Annotated in this window: 19 protein-coding genes; 13 read left to right on the forward strand and 6 right to left on the reverse strand. The window is 43.9% G+C overall.

From position 1 onward, the window contains the following. Positions 1-8 precede the first annotated feature (8 nt). Positions 9-539 (reverse strand): ankyrin repeat domain-containing protein, encoded by a 531-nt coding sequence (locus D0C36_RS18680; protein ID WP_117393175.1) that lies wholly within the window; start codon positions 537-539, stop codon positions 9-11. 322 nt (positions 540-861) lie between these two features. Here D0C36_RS18680 and D0C36_RS18685 point away from each other — a divergent pair, with 322 nt between their 5' ends. After that, entirely contained in the window at positions 862-1557 is a 696-nt protein-coding gene (locus D0C36_RS18685; RefSeq protein WP_117393176.1) for a hypothetical protein, read from the forward strand. Positions 1558-1572: 15 nt separating this feature from the next. Beyond that, a complete protein-coding gene (locus D0C36_RS18690) occupies positions 1573-1902 on the forward strand; it encodes a hypothetical protein (RefSeq protein ID WP_117393177.1) in 330 nt (109 codons plus the stop codon). A gap of 54 nt (positions 1903-1956) precedes the next feature. Here the strand turns inward: D0C36_RS18690 and D0C36_RS18695 are convergent, their stop codons facing one another. From D0C36_RS18695 to D0C36_RS18705, 3 genes are all read right to left on the reverse strand, one after another. Then, complete coding sequence (locus D0C36_RS18695; protein WP_117393178.1) at positions 1957-2673, reverse strand: 3-ketoacyl-ACP reductase; 717 nt, start codon at positions 2671-2673, stop codon at positions 1957-1959. A 72-nt stretch (positions 2674-2745) separates the two neighbouring features. Next, on the reverse strand, positions 2746-3381 hold the full coding sequence (locus D0C36_RS18700; protein WP_117393179.1) for a response regulator transcription factor: 636 nt from the start codon (positions 3379-3381) through the stop codon (positions 2746-2748). Continuing rightward, positions 3368-5371, reverse strand: a complete 2004-nt coding sequence (locus D0C36_RS18705; RefSeq protein WP_117393180.1) for a tetratricopeptide repeat-containing sensor histidine kinase — start codon at positions 5369-5371, stop codon at positions 3368-3370. The genes D0C36_RS18700 and D0C36_RS18705 overlap by 14 nt, the downstream gene beginning before the upstream one ends. A 213-nt stretch (positions 5372-5584) precedes the next feature. Between D0C36_RS18705 and D0C36_RS18710 the strand changes: the two genes are divergently transcribed. From D0C36_RS18710 to D0C36_RS18725, 4 genes are all read left to right on the forward strand, one after another. After that, positions 5585-6121 (forward strand): hypothetical protein, encoded by a 537-nt coding sequence (locus D0C36_RS18710; RefSeq protein ID WP_147322042.1) that lies wholly within the window; start codon positions 5585-5587, stop codon positions 6119-6121. A 36-nt stretch (positions 6122-6157) separates the two neighbouring features. Then, positions 6158-6634: a hypothetical protein gene (locus D0C36_RS18715; protein ID WP_117393182.1), complete on the forward strand. Its 477-nt coding sequence runs from the start codon at positions 6158-6160 to the stop codon at positions 6632-6634. A gap of 167 nt (positions 6635-6801) precedes the next feature. Continuing rightward, complete coding sequence (locus tag D0C36_RS18720; RefSeq protein ID WP_117393183.1) at positions 6802-7467, forward strand: hypothetical protein; 666 nt, start codon at positions 6802-6804, stop codon at positions 7465-7467. A gap of 41 nt (positions 7468-7508) precedes the next feature. After that, a complete protein-coding gene (locus D0C36_RS18725) occupies positions 7509-7976 on the forward strand; it encodes a hypothetical protein (RefSeq protein ID WP_117393184.1) in 468 nt (155 codons plus the stop codon). Here D0C36_RS18725 and D0C36_RS18730 read toward each other — a convergent pair. After that, positions 7960-8607: a hypothetical protein gene (locus D0C36_RS18730; RefSeq protein WP_147322043.1), complete on the reverse strand. Its 648-nt coding sequence runs from the start codon at positions 8605-8607 to the stop codon at positions 7960-7962. The genes D0C36_RS18725 and D0C36_RS18730 overlap by 17 nt on opposite strands. 261 nt (positions 8608-8868) lie before the next feature. Between D0C36_RS18730 and D0C36_RS18735 the strand changes: the two genes are divergently transcribed. Beyond that, positions 8869-10113 (forward strand): alkaline phosphatase family protein, encoded by a 1245-nt coding sequence (locus tag D0C36_RS18735; protein ID WP_117393616.1) that lies wholly within the window; start codon positions 8869-8871, stop codon positions 10111-10113. A 100-nt stretch (positions 10114-10213) separates the two neighbouring features. Here the strand turns inward: D0C36_RS18735 and D0C36_RS18740 are convergent, their stop codons facing one another. Further along, a complete protein-coding gene (locus tag D0C36_RS18740) occupies positions 10214-10834 on the reverse strand; it encodes an SMI1/KNR4 family protein (RefSeq protein WP_117393186.1) in 621 nt (206 codons plus the stop codon). A 114-nt stretch (positions 10835-10948) separates the two neighbouring features. Here D0C36_RS18740 and D0C36_RS18745 point away from each other — a divergent pair, with 114 nt between their 5' ends. The 6 genes from D0C36_RS18745 to D0C36_RS18770 all read left to right on the forward strand — a co-directional run bounded on the left by D0C36_RS18745 (position 10949) and on the right by D0C36_RS18770 (position 19984). Next, positions 10949-11350 (forward strand): hypothetical protein, encoded by a 402-nt coding sequence (locus D0C36_RS18745; protein ID WP_147322044.1) that lies wholly within the window; start codon positions 10949-10951, stop codon positions 11348-11350. Between the two features lie 73 nt (positions 11351-11423). Beyond that, the gene (locus D0C36_RS18750; protein WP_117393188.1) at positions 11424-12737 is read left to right on the forward strand and encodes a sugar MFS transporter; all 1314 of its coding nucleotides are present in this window, start codon (positions 11424-11426) and stop codon (positions 12735-12737) included. Beyond that, positions 12724-13914 (forward strand): N-acetylglucosamine-6-phosphate deacetylase, encoded by a 1191-nt coding sequence (gene nagA, locus D0C36_RS18755; protein WP_117393189.1) that lies wholly within the window; start codon positions 12724-12726, stop codon positions 13912-13914. Before D0C36_RS18750 ends, nagA begins: the two co-directional genes overlap by 14 nt. A 9-nt stretch (positions 13915-13923) precedes the next feature. Further along, on the forward strand, positions 13924-14688 hold the full coding sequence (locus tag D0C36_RS18760) for a glucosamine-6-phosphate deaminase (protein ID WP_117393190.1): 765 nt from the start codon (positions 13924-13926) through the stop codon (positions 14686-14688). 635 nt (positions 14689-15323) lie between these two features. After that, complete coding sequence (locus D0C36_RS18765) at positions 15324-18335, forward strand: SusC/RagA family TonB-linked outer membrane protein (protein ID WP_199502060.1); 3012 nt, start codon at positions 15324-15326, stop codon at positions 18333-18335. 11 nt (positions 18336-18346) lie between these two features. Next, positions 18347-19984 (forward strand): RagB/SusD family nutrient uptake outer membrane protein, encoded by a 1638-nt coding sequence (locus tag D0C36_RS18770; RefSeq protein ID WP_117393192.1) that lies wholly within the window; start codon positions 18347-18349, stop codon positions 19982-19984. Positions 19985-19998 lie beyond the last annotated feature (14 nt).

The raw sequence follows: 19998 nt of genomic DNA on the forward strand, positions 1-19998 counted from the left end.
ATCTGCAATTATTTGCCTTGTGTGCTCAGGATAGAGATAAGGCCGTTGTTGTTTTGTTCGTTGGCGTAATCGATAGCGGCTTTGCTGTGTTTGTCTTTAGTACTTACATCAGCACCGTTCTCTAACAAGAAGCTTGCTGCGCTTTTATTACCAGCTTTTACAGCGGCAATTAAAGCAGTTTCGCCAAGTGCGTTTTTGGTGCCCATTTTTGGAGCGTGTTGTACCAGCAAGTTCAGGATCTGATCCTGGTCTGGTTGTGCGGCAGCCAACATTAATGGTGTGTTACCGTTTTTATCCTGCACATCAACATCAGCGTTGCGTTGCAGCAACATAATAACAACGCGTTCCTGGCCGGTTTTAACCGCGCTTATTAAAGGTGTTTCGCCGTTGGCATCTTTAGCCTCGATATTGGCACCTTTATTAAGCAGGAATTTCACAGCCAGTGCATCGCGCTCATTAATGGCAGTAAATAAATTTTGAGAAAATGCTGTTGCCGAGAACAGCAATGAGAATGTTAATAGTGCAAGTACTTTCTTCATCTTTTAATTTTTATGGGGTATTGTCCCAACTATACGTGAAAAGGTTACAATTAGGTTTGTGTTATTTATACACTCAGGTTGTAAGGCCTGTGGGCGTGAAAAATCTATTTTCTTATGCGGAAAAGAAATTCCTGTTCAGATGTCATAAAGGCGCATGCCTTAATCTATAGTTGAGTCGCTATTGCCTGACGAAAATCCCCCAGAGTAAATTTAATGACATTATAATGACAATTTGCGCTACACTTATGCGCTAAACTAACAGTTGCGTCATAAACATAAACTGCCGCGAAACCTTTATTAATTATCTAACACTTTATTACACGTGAATAAAAAACTTGTCTTTATATGGTGCTTCGCTCTTTTTGGGTGTGGCCCTAAAAACCTCGATCTTAAGAACATCCCTCTGGGCCAAAAGTCTGCTGTTCAGTTATCAGATTATACTCAAAACACAAAAGAGCAAAAGGGCCGCTTTGAGAAACCAACCGAAAACGGTATCGATCTTGTAGATAAAGGCGAGAAGATCACCTATTACTTTTTCGCCGGCAAAGACAACATTACTTTCAATAAAGCACGGCTGGCAAATGTGCTGGAATCTAAAGTGGTAACTTACGACGGCATTGTAAGCTTCATAGGCATCCATCCCGATAACCGTGATGCGGTAAATCTGCTCAAAAGCATCATCACAGAAAACGGGACACCCGATTCTATAATTTACGACGAACGCAAATTTACGAGCGTTGATAAAGCAACCCTTCCGGTTTTACAAGATGCGATGGGGGATAAGATCAAAGAAGTAACCGACGAGTTTGACGATAAATCAACCCGATACCCTCAGCGCCTCATTTGGACTAAGAACGATATCCTGACCGAAGTAATTATTGACCCAACCAATGCCCATTTAAATATGGCGGTAAACATAATCACCAAAAAAGCCTACGCAGATCATATTGTGATAGAGTACTTTAAACCATTATTGAAAGAGTATGATTCGCCTTACCTGCACCTGTTTAAAAAGTAAAGATCCTATTTAGATATGCGCCGTTCCTTGCTTAAATTCCTTATCGTTTTCTTGGTATCTATAACTTTAGTTACGCTGTATTTTATCTTTCTGTTTAAAGATCTGGCAGATACTATTACGCCTAAGATCATCTTTAAAGTAATTAAACAGTTTGCGTTGATAGTGAGCATCCCCGCATCATTGCTGTTTTTGCTTTTAGATATCCCGATGGAGAAGATCAAAAACCTTTGGCTTTTATTGATAACAAGATGCGTGGTGCTGTTTATACTGCTGTATATGGTAAGCGGTGCGTTTTCGTTTTACCTGATAGCCAACTCATTGTTTGATAACCCTTTTATTGAGTAGCGGTTTAAAAGTTGAAGGCGGCTTTTTGATGAGCCGCCTTCAATATATTTTTGATCAGGGATTGGTAGAGAAGATTGAGCCATTGGCGATGAGTGCCCTGCGGTTCATTTTCAAAATATCGCGCACCCATTCTGCAAAGTCCTCGGGTTGTAACACCTTGTCGGGATTACCATCGGTAAGGCCGCCGTTGATGCTCATTTCAGAAGCTATGGTACTTGGCGTAAGCGTAATTACGCGGATGTTTTGCTTGCGCCACTCGGCCATCATTGATTGCGATAACGATATCAGCGCTGCTTTTGATGCCGCATAGGCCGACATGCCGCCACCTGCTTTTAACCCTGCAGATGAAGCCACGTTAACCACATCGCCCTGGCCTTTTGCTTTTAGGTATGGATGAACGGCTTTAGCTGCGTAATAAGCACCAAACAAATTGGTTTTTATCACCTGTTCCCAAACATCAGAAGGCATATCTTCTATAGAACCAAAATTGCCAATGCCGGCATTATTGATCAGGATATCCACACCGCCCAGTTGCTCAGCCAGCTCGCCAATGCCTTTTATCACATCCTGCTCGTTATCAATGCTGAAAACGCTGTAGGCAGCTTTAATGCCGATAGCTTCAAGTGTTGATACTGTTTCTTTAAGATTCTCCTCGTTACGGCCTGTAATGCCGATGTTGACGCCCTCGTTAGCCAATGCGATGGCAACTGCCTTGCCCAAACCTTTACCGCCACCGGTAACAATTGCCGTTTTATTTTTTAGATCATTCATAGCAGATATTGTTTATACGCTGCAAATATGGGCTTTTTGGCTTGTATTGATGTTGTAACGGCTATTTAAAAATTACAATAATTGCTGCTGTGTAGCCGCCATTATTAAGCCAGCCACATTTTTTACCTCGAATTTCTGGATCAGGTTTTTGCGGTGCGTATCCACCGTAAGTGGACTAAGGAAAAGCTCGTCGGCAATGTTCTGGCTGGTTTTGCCTTCGGCCAGCAGGGCCAATATCTGTTTCTCGCGACGGGTAAGCTGGGGCCTGCCCTGCAACTGGTTTTTTGATGGCCTGCTGATGATATCTATCACTTCTTTACTGAAACAGATGTTGCCTTTCAATGCCTCAGAAATGCAATTGCGCAATTCATCAACTGAGCTATTCTTTAGCAAGTAACCACTGGCTCCATTCTGTATGGTTTGCATAATAATGCTACGCTCGGTATGGTTGCTCAGTACCAGGATAATAGTAGTGAGCGATTCGTTTTTGATCATCTTGCACAGATCCATACCGTTAATGCCGGGCAGGGTAATATCCAGCAATACCAGGTCAACACGGTTTTGCTTAAGATAAGCCAGGAAGGTATCACCGTTGCCAAAGCCGCCTACTACTTTAACATTTTCTTCGTTTTGCAGCAGCATTTTCAGCCCTTCTATTACAATGGGGTGGTCGTCAACTAAAGCGGTTCGTAATTTATCCGTCGGCATTGGTATTCAGTTCTATGTTAATGGTAGTGCCCTCGGCAGGGGCAGATTGTATCTCGAATTTGCCTTTCAAAAAAGTGATCCGGTTTTTGAGGTTATCAAGTCCCATGCCTTTCTGTTTATCCAAAACCGAAGTGTCAAATCCGCGGCCGTCATCCTCAAGGGTGATGAAAAATACATCGCTGTTTTGGCTGCACTGCAGCATGATGTTTGAAGCATGCGCATGTTTTATGGCATTTGAGAGCAATTCTTGTACAATACGGTAAATGTGCAGCTGCACAGCCAGGGCAATGTTCTTTTCAATGTTAAAAGGCTGGAATTCGATATGCAGACCATCGCGCATGTAAAATTCGCTCAGGTCTTTCAGTGCTACTTCCAGGCCAAATTTCAGCAAGGTTTCGGGTACCATATTGCGTGCAATGCGGCGCAACTCGCTTACCGACGTATCCAACTGGCCGATGATGCGGTGCAGGTCTTTATCGTTTGATATTTCGGTGTTATTGTTGGTCCAGCCGGAGAGGCCTATTTTAACGCCTGATAGCATGCCACCCAGGCCGTCGTGCAGGTCGCGGGCCACGCGTTCGCGTTCGTGCTCCTCACCATCAAGCATGGCTTTGGCAACTTTTAATTGTTGCCTTTGCTCAAGGTCTTTAAGTTGTTGCTTGTAGTTGATCTCTTTTTGTGCGGCATACTGGTTTTTAATACGGGTATTGATGATCACAAACGCAAGTACAGTAAGCAACAAGCCACAGCCAAGGCCCAACATCCAGTTATACAGGCGCTGGTTTTTTTCTTTTAAAGCCACTTGTTTGTTCTGTGCCTGCAGCGTGGCTATCTTTTCGCGGTTTTTTGCAGTACTGAATTTAGTTTCCAGTTCGCTCACCTTTACCTGAGTTTGGCTTTTATTGATGCTATCGGCAAGTGTGCGTTGTTTGGTGAGCCAGGCAAATGCTTCCTTGTAATTCTGCAGATGTTCGGCGGTTTTGGCTAATTCGCCGTAGATCTCGGCACGGTCATTAGCATCGGCGGTTAGGGTGCCTTCTTTAACAATGTCTAACAGGATCTGTCGGGCGTTGGCGTAATTTTTTTGCTTACTGTAGATCTCATATTTTCTGAAGAAGAATTGCTGATACAATTGATTCTGGTTGTAGTGCTTAGCCATCACAGCTCCTTTTTCAGTGCTCTCTAAAGCTTTATCAAATTGCTGCTTGGTTGTGTAATACAAAGCCTCATTATAATAATACAACGTGTAATTAACCGACTCAGGGAAGGGCGCTAACAGCGCCTTTGCTTTTTGTAGCAGGGGTAAGGCTTTATCGGCTTTGCCATCGTAACAATATATACTTACGCCACTTAAATAAGCAAATATCAGCGTGGTAGAACCCGGGCTGGCTTTCTCTAACAGTGCAATAGCTTTTTGATCGTACTCTGCCGCTTTTTTGAACTGGTAAGTGTTCATGAAAATGGTAGAGAGCTGTGTATAATAATGTGCCAGTGCTACATCGTTACCAGCTTTTTCGGCATTGGGGATGGCTTGAGTGAGGGTAATGTTGGTGATAAACTCGTAACCCTTCTCGTCCTTGTTCATTAAGGCATAGTTGTACCATGCTGCCGCGCTGTTGCCATAAGCCCGTTTTGTTTTAAATGGAGCAAGGGCATCGGTAGCCCTTTTAAAAGCTGCTGACGCTTTTTGATGGTTGATGTTGAAATAATATTGCCCCTCGTAGAAAATAGCCAAGGCGTTGTAATAGGGGTATTTCTGTGCCAGCTTTTTGCCGTTAATAAGGTAGCTTTTGCTTTTAACAGTGTCTTTAAACTTCCAGTAATCAACCAGTAAAAAGTTAGCGTTAGCTTTGGAGCTGTCGGGTTTATTGGCGTTAATAATCTTCTCAAGACTATCGATATAATGCTTTTCGTTAAGCGGTATTTGCTGTTGGCAGAAGGCGGTGGTACTAAGTAAACAGGCGAAAAAGAATAGGCAGATATTTTTCATGAAAAAGCTTAGTGTTATATCCGCTGCTCACGTTTTTTGGGGATATATAGGGGTTTTAAATATCTGTTTAATATTTTAAACAACGAGCAATTTCTTTCCAGTTAATTATAAAATACCTAAAAATCAGTAGAAAAAAAACAATAAATAGAGGTATTTCATTTCGTTTGGGCATCAGATAGTTTTGCGGTTAATCTATCGTTAATAAAATTATCTATGAAAAACAGTACACTCGCTAAGGCTTTTTTTTGCCTGGCGATAATGAGCATTATGCTATCTGCCTGCTCAAAAAAGAATGATGGCGGAGCCTCGCCATCCGGCAATTATTATTTCCGTGCAACTTTAAATGGTACGCAAAAAGAGTTTCGCTCTATGAAATTTCAGGGTGGGGGTAATGACAACCGCTGGGAGCATATCGTGGTAGGCGCCTATGAAACGCCAAGTACGGGTGCCGGCCCTTTGTCACCATCTCTTGATTTTGAAATATGGCGACTGGGTGGCGAAATCGGTACAGGCAGTTTCTCAACCGCTACCGAAAAGGAAATGATATCGCGCTATGCCATACAAACCGATAACGGTACGCTGCTATACAACACAAGCAAAACTAACTTAACAGTAAATATTGAAGTAATAAGCAAAGAAGCTGGTATCAGAGGCACTTTTGCAGGCACTTTAGCCAATAGCGCAGGCGAAACTATCGAGGTTAAAAACGGTCAGTTTAACCTGCCTTATGATGAGCTCGTTATCAAGTAACATCACCGCATACTACCAACTCTACATTTATAATCTATGAAAACTACTATTTTTAAAAAGCTATCGCTTGCCCTTGTTTGTTTCGTAATGCTTGGCTTGGGTGCCTGCAGTAAAAAGAATGATGGCGGCGTACAGCCGGGTACTAAAGGTAAAACAGCTAAATTCACTATTACGGTTAACGGAGCACCATCATCGGCCTATATTTCTTTTGTAATGGTGGGCGCATCAACAGAAACATCAAACAACACCATCTGGAAAGTTAACGGCGTTACCCGCGAGAACGAACAAGGCGTAAGCTTAGGCAAAAACGACTTTAGCGGAAGCACCAAAACCTACGTTGTGGAATCGGTTACGCCTTTGCGCCTGGCAACAGTAGGTATACAGTGCCTAAGCCCCGATAATGCTTCTTATACCATCAGCTACAAAGCAGAGATTGATGGCCAGGTTAAAAACGACAGCCAAAACGTCGCCGTTACCGGTAATGCCGATTTTACCCACGATTATTCTTATTAATTACAAAATATACTCCTGAACCTTTTGGCCCTGCAACATAATGTTGCGGGGTTTTTTATGGGTTGGTAAGCGTTAACCAGAATAGTATCAAAAACCAAATATTATAAATCGGGTTATTAAACAGGGAGAACCAACATCCTTGAAATTTTAACCTTAACACCTATACTATGCTTTTTACCGCCGACCTGCTTCAACGACTGGAACAAAACTCAGATTTTAAGAAACCTTATTTAACTGCCGGCAGTATGGGCCAAAATAAACTGGTTATGCTGCCTGTTATACTTGCCGTTATAGGTTTATTTGGCACTTATGAATTTAATGATCTTTCAAAATCTGACCCAGGCTATAAAACCTATATGTACGCTTGCCTTGCCCTGGCGGTTATCTGCATTATTGCAATAGTTATAATACAGCGCGGCGCAAAAAAGAATGTTGCTGCCAATATTGATGAGGTGCCTGTGTGTTTAGGCAAAAAGATATACGGTAACGATAGGGCACAAGTGTACTACGGCATTTACACCCCGGGCGCAAAAAGGCACGACATTGAGTTTATAGAGTATGTTGCCTTCCGCATACTGAATATTGCACAGGAAGAAGATGTAGCTCTGCGTAACCAGGTAAATAAAATGTTTGATGTACGCTTTGCTGATGCAGCCAGCCCGGCTGTGCGTTTGCCTGATGGAATTACCGACGGAGAAGAGGTTTATCAGCGCCAATACTCGTTTAGTACCGTTAGCACAGAGATGAAAAATTCAATTAATGAAAACCAAGACCGTTTTATAGTGTTGGCATTTACGAAAACGAATGGGGTGCTGGTGCGTGATGTAAACTGATTTTCGCGGCCCATGCCCGCTTAAGTTATGTATTACACTTTATGAAACATCTATTTCTACTGGTCGTTTTAGGCCTTTCATTATCTGCCTGTACAAAAAAAGCATCTGATACTCCCGACACTCCCGATAACAGCGGCAACCAAGCCTTATCATATCCCAAACTGATAGCAGCCAAGTGGCAGCAAACCGCGGATACCGTACAATTTTATGATAACGGCAAGGTTACCAATACCAGTGGTCAGGGCCCGTCAGAATTTTATTATCAGTTTAATACAGATGGAACGGGGCAGCAAATTAATGTTTTAGGGCCTACTGATTTGAGTTACATCCTTAACGAGAAAAATATCATTATCACATATCCGGCAGCTAATACAAACAGCCAACCTGTAATAATGCCCGGTACCATACGCGTGCTTAATTCAACAACACTCTGCCTGTTTTTTGATGATATAAATGCAACTGGTACTACCAAATCTACGCAGGTGATATGGCTTAAAAAGGTCGGGTAACTTTAGGGAAACCGTTTGCATAGGTTATGCCCAGCCAGCCTGTTTTAAAATTTAAAGTAAGCAGCCCGCCTTTGCGCAGGCCCCTTGTAAGCAGGTACAGATATATAAAGCCTGATACTTCTATCCTTACCTTGTTGCTGCAGATAACGTAGTATGAAAATCCTCGTCCTTTTTGTTGAGTTTCTACCGTAGCCACTTTGTATATAGTTTCTTGCGAATGGGTAGTTTTTAAACGGTTTATGAATAGTAAGAAAGGATCGGTTAGCCACATTTTACATATCAGGTTACCGAAAGCTGTAATGCAGATCACTTTCCAGATGATGCTTGCTAAAGAACCGGAATAATGCGAAGGTGGAAACAGGACGAACAAAATTGTTATCAAAACTAACCCGGGTAAAAATGATAAGTATCGCCATGCGCCTTTAAAATGCCAATCTTCTGCTTCAAGTATCTGTATATCAAACGAGAGTAGAGGAATAAGTACTATCAAACATAAAGGTTGATACACCGGCTCTATGCGTAACCAGGCAAAAATAGCGATAGGTATAAAAGCCAATAATAATTGCCAGTAAGGGGCAAAAAACAGGAACGAGAACATCCAAAGAAAACCGATAATGTATAAGGCAGCCAAGTTTAAGATGGTAGGTTATCGATCTTACAACGCCTAAGTAGTCCTATTTGTTTAAATGGGGATCTGAACATTAAAGCAAATTGGGCTTTTTAATTAATTGAACTATATTTAATAGCCAATTAACATTACCGCAACAATTTTGGCGCGGTATTATCACATAAAAACCAGAAGGCCATTAATTGCAGCTGCCGATTAAAAAACTTAGTTTGCAAGCCGCCTGCTACATTGTTGTGCTATCCCGGTAAATCAAATTTTAAGATGATGAAAAGATCTCTACTATCTTTCTTATTGCTGTTTTCTGCTTCCGTTTCAATAGTATCTGCACAAAGTGCCAACAAAACGGTTTTTGTAATTGCCGATGGTATCCCCGCTGATGTTATTGAGCGCCTCGATCTTCCCAACATTAAAAAGATCATATCAAAAGGTAGTTATACGCGCATGCACGTGGGCGGAGACGTTAATACGTACAATCAAACCCCTACCATTTCTGCGGTAGGTTACAATAGCTTATTAACCGGTACCTGGGTAAACAAACACAACCTGCCCGATAATGATATTAAAGACCCTAACTATAATTACCAGAACATTTTCAGGTTATTAAAGGAGCAGTATCCTGCTAAAAAAACGGCTATTTTCTCCAGCTGGGAAGATAACCGCACCAAATTGCTTGGTTACCATTTGCCCGAAGCGGGTAACCTTAATGTTGACTGGTATTTTGACGGTTACGAAAAAGATACCGTTAATTTTAAACACGACAAGGCAAGCAACTACATGCACAGGATAGATGAGAAGGTAGTGAGCGAGGCTTCGGAAACTATTAAAAAAGATGCACCGGATCTGTCGTGGGTTTACCTGGAGTACACGGATGATATGGGCCACGCGCACGGCGATAGCCCCGAGTTTTATACTGCCATAAAAATGCTTGATGTGCAGTTAGGAAAGTTATATGATGCCATTGAATATCGCAAAGCTCATTTTAAAGAGAATTGGCTGCTGGTTGTTACAACAGATCATGGCCGTGATGAAAAGACTGGCAGGGGCCATGGCGGGCAATCGCCACGCCAGCGTAACACCTGGATGGTAACCAACTATCGCCCGTTGAATAATTACGCAGCCCGTTATCAACCAGCTATTGTTGATATTATGCCAAGCATTGCCCGTTTCATGAACATCACTATACCTGTAAATGTAAAACGCGAAATTGACGGTACACCACTAATTGGTAAAGTATCTGTTGCCGAGCCGGTCGCAATATTTGTACAAGGTAACCTGGATATTACCTGGAAAGCTATTGACCCTGCGGGTAAAGTGAAAGTATGGCTGGCCAAAACCAATGATTTTAAAGTTGGCAAGCCCGATATCTACGGGTTGGTAGGAGAGGTGCCTGTTTCAGATCAGCATGCTTTTATTGATGTGAAGAAATATCCATCAGACTTTTACAAAGTTGTTCTTGAGGCGCCCAACAATACGGTTAACAAATGGATAATATTGGGCGATAAAAAATAGCCATCAATATTAAATTTCTTTAAACTACGAAGGCAGCTCTTTAAAGTTGCTTTTGTAGTTTATAACGGTTAAAATGCGGGTAGAGAGCAATTGCAACGCCTTACCGTTTCAAAGGAGCTAATCCCTGCTGAATGCGGCGGGCGTTAACCTGGGCAAAATTTTGGTTGTCAAGTTCTTTTAGTTTTTCTTCGTCCATAAAGTTTTCCCAGATAATTTCCGCAGGCTCATCGTCATCTTCGTCATCATCCTCAGTGTAAAGTTTTTCAAGCAACTCCTTCCAGTTGTTCGCAACAAAATCGCAGGCGTAATATTGATATTCCTGATCATGGTCTGGTACTACCAGTTCGTCTTCAATAATTTCAAATTGTTGTTCGTGGTCCCAGCGTATTATGGTAGGGGCGTCTGCACTTCTGCGGTAATCAAAACACAGGTAGTTGCCGCCGGCATCGCCTGCAAAGGGAATAACGTTTGGTGGCAGTTTGTCTTTTATCAAACTGTACTCGTAAAGGATGTTGTATTTTTCAGTGAGGTTAAAATTCAGCAGTTCGCCAAAAGCCTTGCCGGTGCGTTTTTCGGTATCAAAAGTATCCGATTTAGGAGAGCCATTATTATGCTCTTTAATGATCTCTGTAAAGGCAACAGGGAATTTTACGCCTAATTCTTGTTCAACCTGCGTAATTGTATTTACATCCTTTAGCGGCTTAGCATGCTTCCATTCCATAGATAGAGTCCTTTGTATGCTTATATAAATAGATACAAGGCCGATTTGTTTACTATGCTTTTTACGATAGTTGGGATAAAATTAATGCCAGGCAAAATTGAGTATATTCGGCTTATGAGAATTGCGGGTACGGCCTTTATTTTATTATTATTATTACTGCAATCCTGCTTACTCGAAACACCTCCTGAGCTGAAGGTAACCATCGTAAACAATTCTCCATCAGATGTATTGGTAAGTGAATACACCTGCTGCGATACAGCTTTTATTGAATGTGAAGCCCAAATGCTTTGCGAACATGCTCTTGATACGGCATTTTATCCGAGAGTGATAAAAAGGGGAGCATCAGAGGTATTGAACACGAAAATGAAAGCCGCAGTAAGCATATACGCAATAAACCTCGACTCATTGAAGAAATATTGCGGCTCAACGGAAACCATTGCTGATAAACCATGGATGAAAATATTCAGTAACGATGTAGATAAGAAAGCCAAAAGCAGCCATATCGAAATCAAATAAATTTATTCCCTGAAAATTCTTTTTTCAATTTATTTACATATACTTGTATCGTGTACGTACACGATACAAGTATATGACCAATACCAAACCAAACAATATTATACCATTAGCCATTATATGCGTGGTGTTTTTTGTATTTGGTTTTGCCACCTGGGTAAACGCCGTACTGATCCCGTACTTTAAACTCGCCTGCGAACTAAGCAACTTTCAATCGTACCTGGTAGCTTTTGCTTTTTATATTTCTTATCTGGTTATTTCTGTCCCTGCGGCATATTTATTAAAGAAGATAGGCTTCAAAAAAGGGATGATGATAGGCTTTTGGATTATGGCAGCAGGGGCCGCCGTGTTCGTACCGGCTGCTATGTCGCGTTCCTATTACCTGTTCCTCGCAGGCTTGTTCACTATCGGTACGGGGCTGGCGCTTTTGCAGACTGCGGCTAATCCGTATGTGACCATCCTGGGTGCTCAAGAGCGGGCTGCACAGCGTATCAGCATAATGGGTATTTGCAACAAAACTGCAGGTATTATCGCGCCGCTTATTCTGGCCGTTTTTATCATTAAACCCGGCGATAGCGAACTGATGAAAGCCATCCCCAATATGGATTTGGCTCATAAAGAGCAGGTGCTTAATGAGCTGATACAACGCGTTATCGTCCCTTATTCAGTAGTTGCAGTAGTGTTAACGCTATTGGGTATCCTTATCAGGTTTTCGCCGCTGCCGGATATTGAAGAACCTGCAGGCGATGATATAGAAGAGGGACGAGAGCAAACTAAGCTCACCCATTTTCCGCATCTGATGCTGGGCGCTGTGGCTATCTTTTTCCATGTAGGCTCACAGGTTATCGCTATCGATAGCATCATTCCATACGCGCAAAGCATGGGGCTTTCCCTGCCCGAGGCAAAGGTATTCCCCTCATACATTCTTTTTACTACAATCTGCGGTTATTTGCTGGGCATCAGTTTAATACCTAAGGTTATTTCGCAGCGTACCGCTTTGCGCATTTGTACGGTGTTGGGGCTGGTGTTTTCGATGCTTATTCTTAGCACAAAAGGTTGGGTAACCTTCATCGGCCACCGTACCGATGTTTCTATATGGTTTATGGTGATGCTGGGTTTTGCCAATTCTATGATATGGGCAGGTATTTGGCCATTGGCGCTAAATAACCTTGGTAAATATCTAAAACTGGGTGCATCACTGCTGATAATGGGGCTTTGCGGCAACGCCATCCTGCCGCTTATTTACGGCCATTTTGCCGACCAGTTAGGCCTTCGCGAAGCATATTGGGTGCTGTTGCCCTGCTATTTGTATTTGATCTTTTATGCCTTCCGCGGGCATAAAGTAAAACGTTGGAGTTTATACAAAAGAAATTACCATGGAACAATATGATCTTAAAATAATAAATGCCCGCATCATTGTTGAAAATGATATTCTTGACGGTGCTTCTCTATATGTTGCCGGTGGAAAGATCGCATTAATTGATAAGGTAGATCATGCTGCAAACCAGGTGTTAGACACCGGGGGGAATTACCTTTCGCCGGGTTTTATAGATATCCATGTGCATGGCGGTGCAGGTTATGATTTTATGGATAATACTCTGGAAGCTTATCTGGAAATAGCCAAACTGCACGCCCGATATGGCACCACTGCCTTTACCCCAACTACCTTAAGCTGCGAACATGAGTCGCTGATGCGCACGCTGGAGCTTTACGAACAGGCTGAACCTTTAAATACTGATGGCGCACGTTTTTTGGGGATGCATATCGAGGGTCCCTACTTTTCCATGGAGCAGCGCGGTGCGCAGGATCCAAGATTTATACGCCTGCCCGATCCTGCAGAATATAAGGTGATTCTGGATAGATCATCCATTGTAAAGCGATGGAGTGCTGCACCGGAGCTGGATGGCGCAATCGAGTTTGGCAAGTATTTGAAAGATAAAGGTGTGTTAGGTTCTATAGCCCATACCGATGCTATTTATGAGGATGTGGTGGAAGCTTATACCAACGGCTTTACCCACATGACGCATTTTTACTCGTGCATGTCGGGGGTATCGCGCCGCAATGCTTTCCGCTACGCGGGAGTGGTGGAAGCCGGTTACCTGATAGATGATATGACGGTAGAGATAATTGCAGATGGTCGCCATTTGCCGCCCGCGCTTTTGAAATTGGTCTACAAAATAAAAGGTGCCGATAAAATTGCTTTGGTAACAGATGCCATGCGCGCGGCAGGTATGCCGCCCGGCGAGAGCGTTTTAGGCCGACTGGACGATGGCCTTAAAGTGATAATAGAAGACGGCGTAGCCAAACTGCCCGACCGTACAGCCTTTGCCGGCAGTGTGGCAACCGCGATAGACCTGGTGAAGAATATGGTGCAGTTAGCCGAAGTACCTTTAACGGATGCCATCATCATGATGACAGCTACACCCGCCCGTATCATGAAAGCTTATGATAGCATGGGTTCCATCGCCACCGGCAAACTGGCCGATCTGGTGATATTTGATGATGACTTTAACCTGAGCACTACCATCATAGGTGGCAAGGTAGTTTATGCCGATCTGAAAGACTGAGATATAACAATGATAAAAACAATACAAAAAGATAAACTGAAAGTGTTGGTACTGCCAGATAGGGCTGCACTTGGCCAAACCGCTGCCGCAATGGTGAGCGATAAGATAAAGGAGTTGCTGAGCACAAAAGGCGATATCAACATCATCTTTGCGGCAGCACCATCACAAGACGAATTTTTGAGTGCGCTAATAGCTGATGAGCGTATTGAATGGGACAGGATAAACGCCTTCCACATGGATGAGTACCTGGGCCTGCCGGATAATGCCCCACAGTTGTTCAGTAGTTTTTTAAAGCGCAGTATTTTTTATCGTGTACCATTTAAAAGTGTGAATTGCATTAATGGAAATGCGAGTGATGCTGAGGCGGAATGTGAACGCTATGCTGTATTATTAAAAGCGCATCCCACAGATATCGTTTGTATGGGAATAGGGGAGAATACCCACATTGCCTTTAACGACCCGCATGTGGCTGAGTTTAACGATCTCAAGGCTGTTAAAACAGTTACGTTAGATATGGCTTGCCGACAGCAGCAGGTTAATGATGGCTGTTTTGAAGGGATAGATGATGTGCCAAAATATGCCATTACGCTTACTGTACCAACACTTATGAGCGGCGCGCACCTGTTTTGCATGGTGCCGGGTGCCAACAAACGCGCGGCCGTTAACTATACCCTTACCGCGCCGGTGAGCGAAACTTATCCATCAACTATTTTACGCACGCACAATAGCTGTGTGTTGTTTGCCGATACTAACAGTTTGAATACAGTTGATTAATTACCTAAACCTCAACAAGCTGTGTAAGGAGACCTTGTGTCTCCTTTTTTTGTTTTTAAGAAGTCAACACGGGCTTCCAACTCGTGCCTGAGCAAGGTGTCAGCTTTCAGCCGACGGCAGCAGAACGCTTCCAACACCAGCTCTCCAAAATATGTCATTGCGAGGAGCGCCAGCGACGTGGCAATCTCGTAGGTAGGTTAGCATGCTTATTCTGTGAGATTGCTTCTCCGCCAGCCGGCGGATCGCAATGACATTTTGGAATTTTTAGGGCTAAAAAGCCGTTGTTGGTGTTGTCACCAACAACTTTTATAGGGCTATTTTACCCAACATCCTCGCTGTTTCTGAATCGGTTATCACCCCTTGCTTCCCAAAATTCCCCACAAACCGAAAATAAATTTGGATAACTCATTTAAGTAACTATATTTGTTTACGTGTACGTACACAATTTAATTGTTTGCGTACACGAATTTGTATTGCGCTTTTCTTTATAAGGTTTTATACCTGTGTGTTTTTGCCCTGCAGAAGGTTTTGATCTGGCAAAACGGTGGTGTTGCGGGGCGTGTTTCTGAAACTATTTGCGTGTTCTGAATAAACTGAAATAAAAAACTAACTAAACCCATTTAAAAATTAACCTTATGATCAAACTTCGACCACCGGGTATTTTGGTGTCCCTTAAAAAACACCGGGCGCTTAAAATTGCAGGGCGAGGGCTGGCAGCAATATGTTGTTGCATGTTGTTACTCACCACAACGGCCTACGCACAAAACAAAACCATTACAGGTAAAGTAACAGACAACGGAACAAATGAGCCTGTTCCCGGTGCATCTGTACGCGTTAAAAACACCACCAACGGCACCATGACCGATGCCCAGGGTACATTTAAACTGACCGTGCCCGATGGAGCCACACTTGAGATAACCAGCGTTGGCTACAAACCATTTGATCTTGCAGCTAATGGCAACAGCCCGTTGCAGATAAAACTCGAATCGTTAAACAAAGCACTTACCGAGGTAGTGGTGGTAGGTTATGGTACGGCTAAACGCTCAGACGTTACCGGTTCAGTATCATCACTTTCTAAAGAACGCTTATCACAATTGCCGGTTGGCGATGTGCTGCAGGCCATGCAGGGTGCTGTGGCGGGTGTTAACATATCGGCAAGTACTGCCGCACCGGGGCAATCTCCGTCGGTATTGGTGCGTGGGGTTAATTCCATTAATGGTGCAACTTCGCCTTTAATAGTTATTGATGGTATTCCGTTTGAGAATGCCAATCTGAGCGACATCAGCACAACAGATATTGCTTCTGTTGATGTGCTGAAAGATGTATCTGCCACGGCCATATATGGTACCCGCGGTGCCAATGGCGTTATCCTGGTGACTACCAAACGTGGTAAAACCGGCAAGGCAGCTATCACCTTTAATACCTATGCAGGTTACGAAAACTTTGCGCACACCTTTGCGCCGATGGGCCCGGCAGAGTACGTGCAAAAGTATGCCGACTGGAAACAACAAGCCGGTGTTGATAATGACCTGGCCGTTCCTAATCAATACGAACTGGAGAATTACGAAAAAGGCATCACTACCGATTGGCTGAAGAAGATACAGCAACAAGGATTTATACAGGATCATACCCTCAGCATATCTGGTGGTAGTGAGGATGTGAAATACTACGTATCCGGTGATTATTTTAGTCAGAAAGGTGTGATACAAGGCTATCAGAACAAACGTGCCAGTATCCGCTCAAATATAGATGCTAAAATTACCAGCTATCTGTCGGCAGGTTTAAACCTTAATCTCGTGAATAATAATGCAGATGGTGGTCGGGCCAGTTTAAAGCAGGCGGCAGAGGTTAGTCCGTATGGGCGTTTCAAAAACCCTAACGGTACTTATGCCATCTTCCCGATGGAAGGCGAGCAAGCTATCCAAAGCCCGATGCTGGGTTTACTTAACGACCGCCAGCAGAGGCGCCAGAACATCATCGCCAACGTATTTGCCGAACTGAAACCTTTTGCCGGTTTTAAATACCGCATTAACGCGGGTTATACTTCTACACCAAGCGTTTACCGCAACTATGCGGGCAGGCTGGCAGGCGATATTGCAGGCGGTACCGCCGATGTATCAAACACCGATCAAAAACGCTGGATTGTAGAGAACATCTTCAGCTATGAAAAAAACTGGAACAAAAGCCACATCGACTTTACGGGTTTGTACAGTGCACAGCAGAACCAAACATTCTCATCATCAACTACAGCAACCGGTTTTATTAACGATGCTTTGAGTTTTAATAACCTGGCAGGTGCCAACTCGGTACAGGCTCAGTCAGAATCTATCGATACCCGCATGGTATCACAAATGCTGAGGGTAAATTACTCTTATGATAGCCGTTATTTGATAACAGCAACTGCACGCCGCGATGGTTACTCTGCGTTCGGCGCAAGTAACAATAAATATGGTCTGTTCCCGTCGGTAGCATTGGCATGGAATATCAGTAACGAGAGTTTCTTGAAGAACTCTACCTTCATTAATAACTTAAAGCTGAGAGGTTCTTATGGTTTGTCGGGTAACCAGTCGGCAGTAATACCTAACTCTACTATCTCAACGTTTACGTCAACCTCAATCCCGTCAAACGGCAGGCCTATAACCGGTGTAATTGCCGATGTATTGGGCAACAGCGACCTGAAATGGGAAAGCACCTACGGTAGCAACGTGGGTATAGATTTCGCTATCCTGAACAACCGCATCACCGGTACTATAGAGGCTTATGATACCCGTACCAAAGATCTGGTTTTATACCGCGCATTGCCTACCACCACAGGTTACTCGCAGGTGGTAACCAATATTGGTAAGGTGGCCAACAAAGGTTTAGAGATCTCATTACGCACCCAAAACATTAACGGTGCCGATTTTAAATGGGAAACCAACCTCAACTTCTCTACCAATAAAAACAGAATAGTTGACCTGTACGGCGATAAAAAGGACGACCGCGGCAATCGCTTATTCATTGGCCAGCCGGTTTATGTAATTTATGATTATAAACAGGTTGGTGTGTGGAAAGTAGGCGAAAATCCTGCCGGCCATGACCCTGATGCCACGCCCGGCGACCTTAAATTTGCCGACCTGGATGGCAGCGGAAACATCTCATCAGACGGTAGAGACCAGATGGTGCTGGGCCAGTCCTTACCAAAATGGACGGGCGGTATCACCAACACTTTCCATTATAAAAACTTTCACCTTAGTGTGTTTATCCAAACTGTACAGGGAGTAACCAAGAATAACCAGGCGATAGACTTTATCGACTTTGGTGGGCGCCAAAACCTGCCTGCCGGGTTGGGTTACTGGACAGAGGCTAACCAAAGCAACATAAGGCCTAAGCTTACCTATGTAAACTACCTGGGGTACGGTTACCCCGAGGATGCCAGCTTTACCCGCATTAAAGATGTAACGCTGAGCTACACCTTCGCCAAAGAGTTGTTGAGCAAACTTAAAATAGGCGGACTAACCGTTTATGCAAGCGGCCGTAACCTGGCTACGTTCACCAAATGGCACGGCTGGGACCCTGAGGTTTCTTATGCCAATGCCGGCGATGCCAGTCTGAATTACCCATTGGTGCGCACCTTCATTTTAGGCGCTAACATTACACTCCGTTAAACAGAACCATCATGAAACAATATAAAATATTAGCAGCGGTAGGTATAGCAGTATTGTGCGCACTATCGGCATGCAAGAAATCTTTTCTGGACGAGAAGGTATACTCAAAATTTACGCCCGAAGCCCTGAATGATTCGCTGGCCTTTGAGGCGGGCATCATCGGCCTGCAAAGCCAATACTCGCTTTGGAACACCATGAATGAGAATGATAACGGCAATCAGGGTTTCTTGTGCGTTTGGCAAATGGGTACCGATGTAGCTTATAATAAAGCACCCGATGACCTTGACCCAATGGCCATCCCGTACACCAATTACGAGAAGCTAAACTCTGCCGATGTATCATCAGCCTTTGTTTGGAAATGGGCTTATAACATTATCAATAATGCTAACGTGGTTATTCTGAACATTGATAAAGGAGAGGTGCCGGTAAGTGCAGGTTTCAGGAACAAGATAAAGGGGCAGGCCATGTTTTACCGTGCACTGGCTTATAATTACCTGGCAACGCTTTACGGTAACGTTCCGCTAATAACGGAGCCATTGACTGCGCCTAAAACAGATTTTACCAGGACACCTGTTACACAGATCAACGACCTGATTGTATCCGACCTTAACTTTGCCAAGGTGAATGCGCCGAACATTGATGATAACGTCAACAAGTCATTACCTAACAAAGCCATGGCATCGCAGCTCTTGGCTGAGGCTTATTTGCGTATAGGCGGCAAAGATGCCGAGGCTGAAGCCGAATGTAATGCCATTATCAACAGCGGGCAGTTTAGCCTGATACAGGCGCGTTATGGTATAAAAGCTACCCAGCCGGGCGATTACTTTGCAGATATGTTCATCTTCGGTAACCAGCGCCGCACGCAGGGTAATACCGAGGCCATTTGGGTTGAAGAAACAGAAAATCCCGCATCGGTACCCAACGGCGCCGGGCCCGACAGGCTGGACAGGTTCCCGGGTTTCCGTTTTACGGGTTCGCAGCACCGCAGGGCTTGGGGCAGCAGGTATTACAATACGCCCGGCATGCTGCTGTGCGATTCGTTGGGCGGCAGGGGCATTAGTCGTATGGCTTTAACTTACTATGTGCTGAACGCTTACAAGGCGGGCGATATTCGCAACTCGCAATACAACCTTCGCAGAAATTATTACTATAATGATCCTTCTTCGCCTAAGTATGGTCAGCGTGTGTTGCCGGGTGCCGGTATCGATACCAACCGCAACATCGTTCCTAAGACAAACAAATGGGATCAGTTTGACCCTAATGATACCTTTGGCAGCAGTATGATAAAAGATTTCATTATTATGCGCCTGGGCGAAACCTACCTGCTTAAAGCCGAGGCCCAGCTAAAGCAAGGCAAAACCGGCGAAGCTGCAACTACTATTAATATTTTACGTGACAGAGCGCACGCAGGCACAGTATCAGCAAGCGATATCAACATGAACTTTATTTTGGATGAGCGCGTGCGCGAACTGATAGGCGAAGAGAACCGTCGCATGACGTTGATGCGTACCGGTATGCTGGCGCAAAGGATCCAGGGCCGTGGTTTAAAAATTACCGGTGTTAGCGATAAGATCAAATTGCTGCCTATTCCGCAATCAGAGATCGACCTGAACAAGGATGCCAAACTGGAGCAAAATCCCGGATATTAATTACCGGTTTAAAT

Source organism: Mucilaginibacter conchicola (assembly GCF_003432115.1).
Lineage (GTDB): Bacteria > Bacteroidota > Bacteroidia > Sphingobacteriales > Sphingobacteriaceae > Mucilaginibacter > Mucilaginibacter conchicola.

What these genes read in the sequence shown, in the direction of transcription:
- D0C36_RS18680 (WP_117393175.1), bottom strand. Translation starts at nt 539, where the DNA reads ATGAAGAAAGTACTTGCACTATTAACATTCTCATTGCTGTTCTCGGCA.
- D0C36_RS18690 (WP_117393177.1), top strand. Translation starts at nt 1,573, where the DNA reads ATGCGCCGTTCCTTGCTTAAATTCCTTATCGTTTTCTTGGTATCTATA.
- D0C36_RS18695 (WP_117393178.1), bottom strand. Translation starts at nt 2,673, where the DNA reads ATGAATGATCTAAAAAATAAAACGGCAATTGTTACCGGTGGCGGTAAA.
- D0C36_RS18700 (WP_117393179.1), bottom strand. Translation starts at nt 3,381, where the DNA reads ATGCCGACGGATAAATTACGAACCGCTTTAGTTGACGACCACCCCATT.
- D0C36_RS18705 (WP_117393180.1), bottom strand. Translation starts at nt 5,371, where the DNA reads ATGAAAAATATCTGCCTATTCTTTTTCGCCTGTTTACTTAGTACCACC.
- D0C36_RS18710 (WP_147322042.1), top strand. Translation starts at nt 5,585, where the DNA reads ATGAAAAACAGTACACTCGCTAAGGCTTTTTTTTGCCTGGCGATAATG.
- D0C36_RS18715 (WP_117393182.1), top strand. Translation starts at nt 6,158, where the DNA reads ATGAAAACTACTATTTTTAAAAAGCTATCGCTTGCCCTTGTTTGTTTC.
- D0C36_RS18720 (WP_117393183.1), top strand. Translation starts at nt 6,802, where the DNA reads ATGCTTTTTACCGCCGACCTGCTTCAACGACTGGAACAAAACTCAGAT.
- D0C36_RS18725 (WP_117393184.1), top strand. Translation starts at nt 7,509, where the DNA reads ATGAAACATCTATTTCTACTGGTCGTTTTAGGCCTTTCATTATCTGCC.
- D0C36_RS18735 (WP_117393616.1), top strand. Translation starts at nt 8,869, where the DNA reads ATGAAAAGATCTCTACTATCTTTCTTATTGCTGTTTTCTGCTTCCGTT.
- D0C36_RS18740 (WP_117393186.1), bottom strand. Translation starts at nt 10,834, where the DNA reads ATGGAATGGAAGCATGCTAAGCCGCTAAAGGATGTAAATACAATTACG.
- D0C36_RS18745 (WP_147322044.1), top strand. Translation starts at nt 10,949, where the DNA reads ATGAGAATTGCGGGTACGGCCTTTATTTTATTATTATTATTACTGCAA.
- D0C36_RS18750 (WP_117393188.1), top strand. Translation starts at nt 11,424, where the DNA reads ATGACCAATACCAAACCAAACAATATTATACCATTAGCCATTATATGC.
- nagA (WP_117393189.1), top strand. Translation starts at nt 12,724, where the DNA reads ATGGAACAATATGATCTTAAAATAATAAATGCCCGCATCATTGTTGAA.
- D0C36_RS18760 (WP_117393190.1), top strand. Translation starts at nt 13,924, where the DNA reads ATGATAAAAACAATACAAAAAGATAAACTGAAAGTGTTGGTACTGCCA.
- D0C36_RS18765 (WP_199502060.1), top strand. Translation starts at nt 15,324, where the DNA reads ATGATCAAACTTCGACCACCGGGTATTTTGGTGTCCCTTAAAAAACAC.
- D0C36_RS18770 (WP_117393192.1), top strand. Translation starts at nt 18,347, where the DNA reads ATGAAACAATATAAAATATTAGCAGCGGTAGGTATAGCAGTATTGTGC.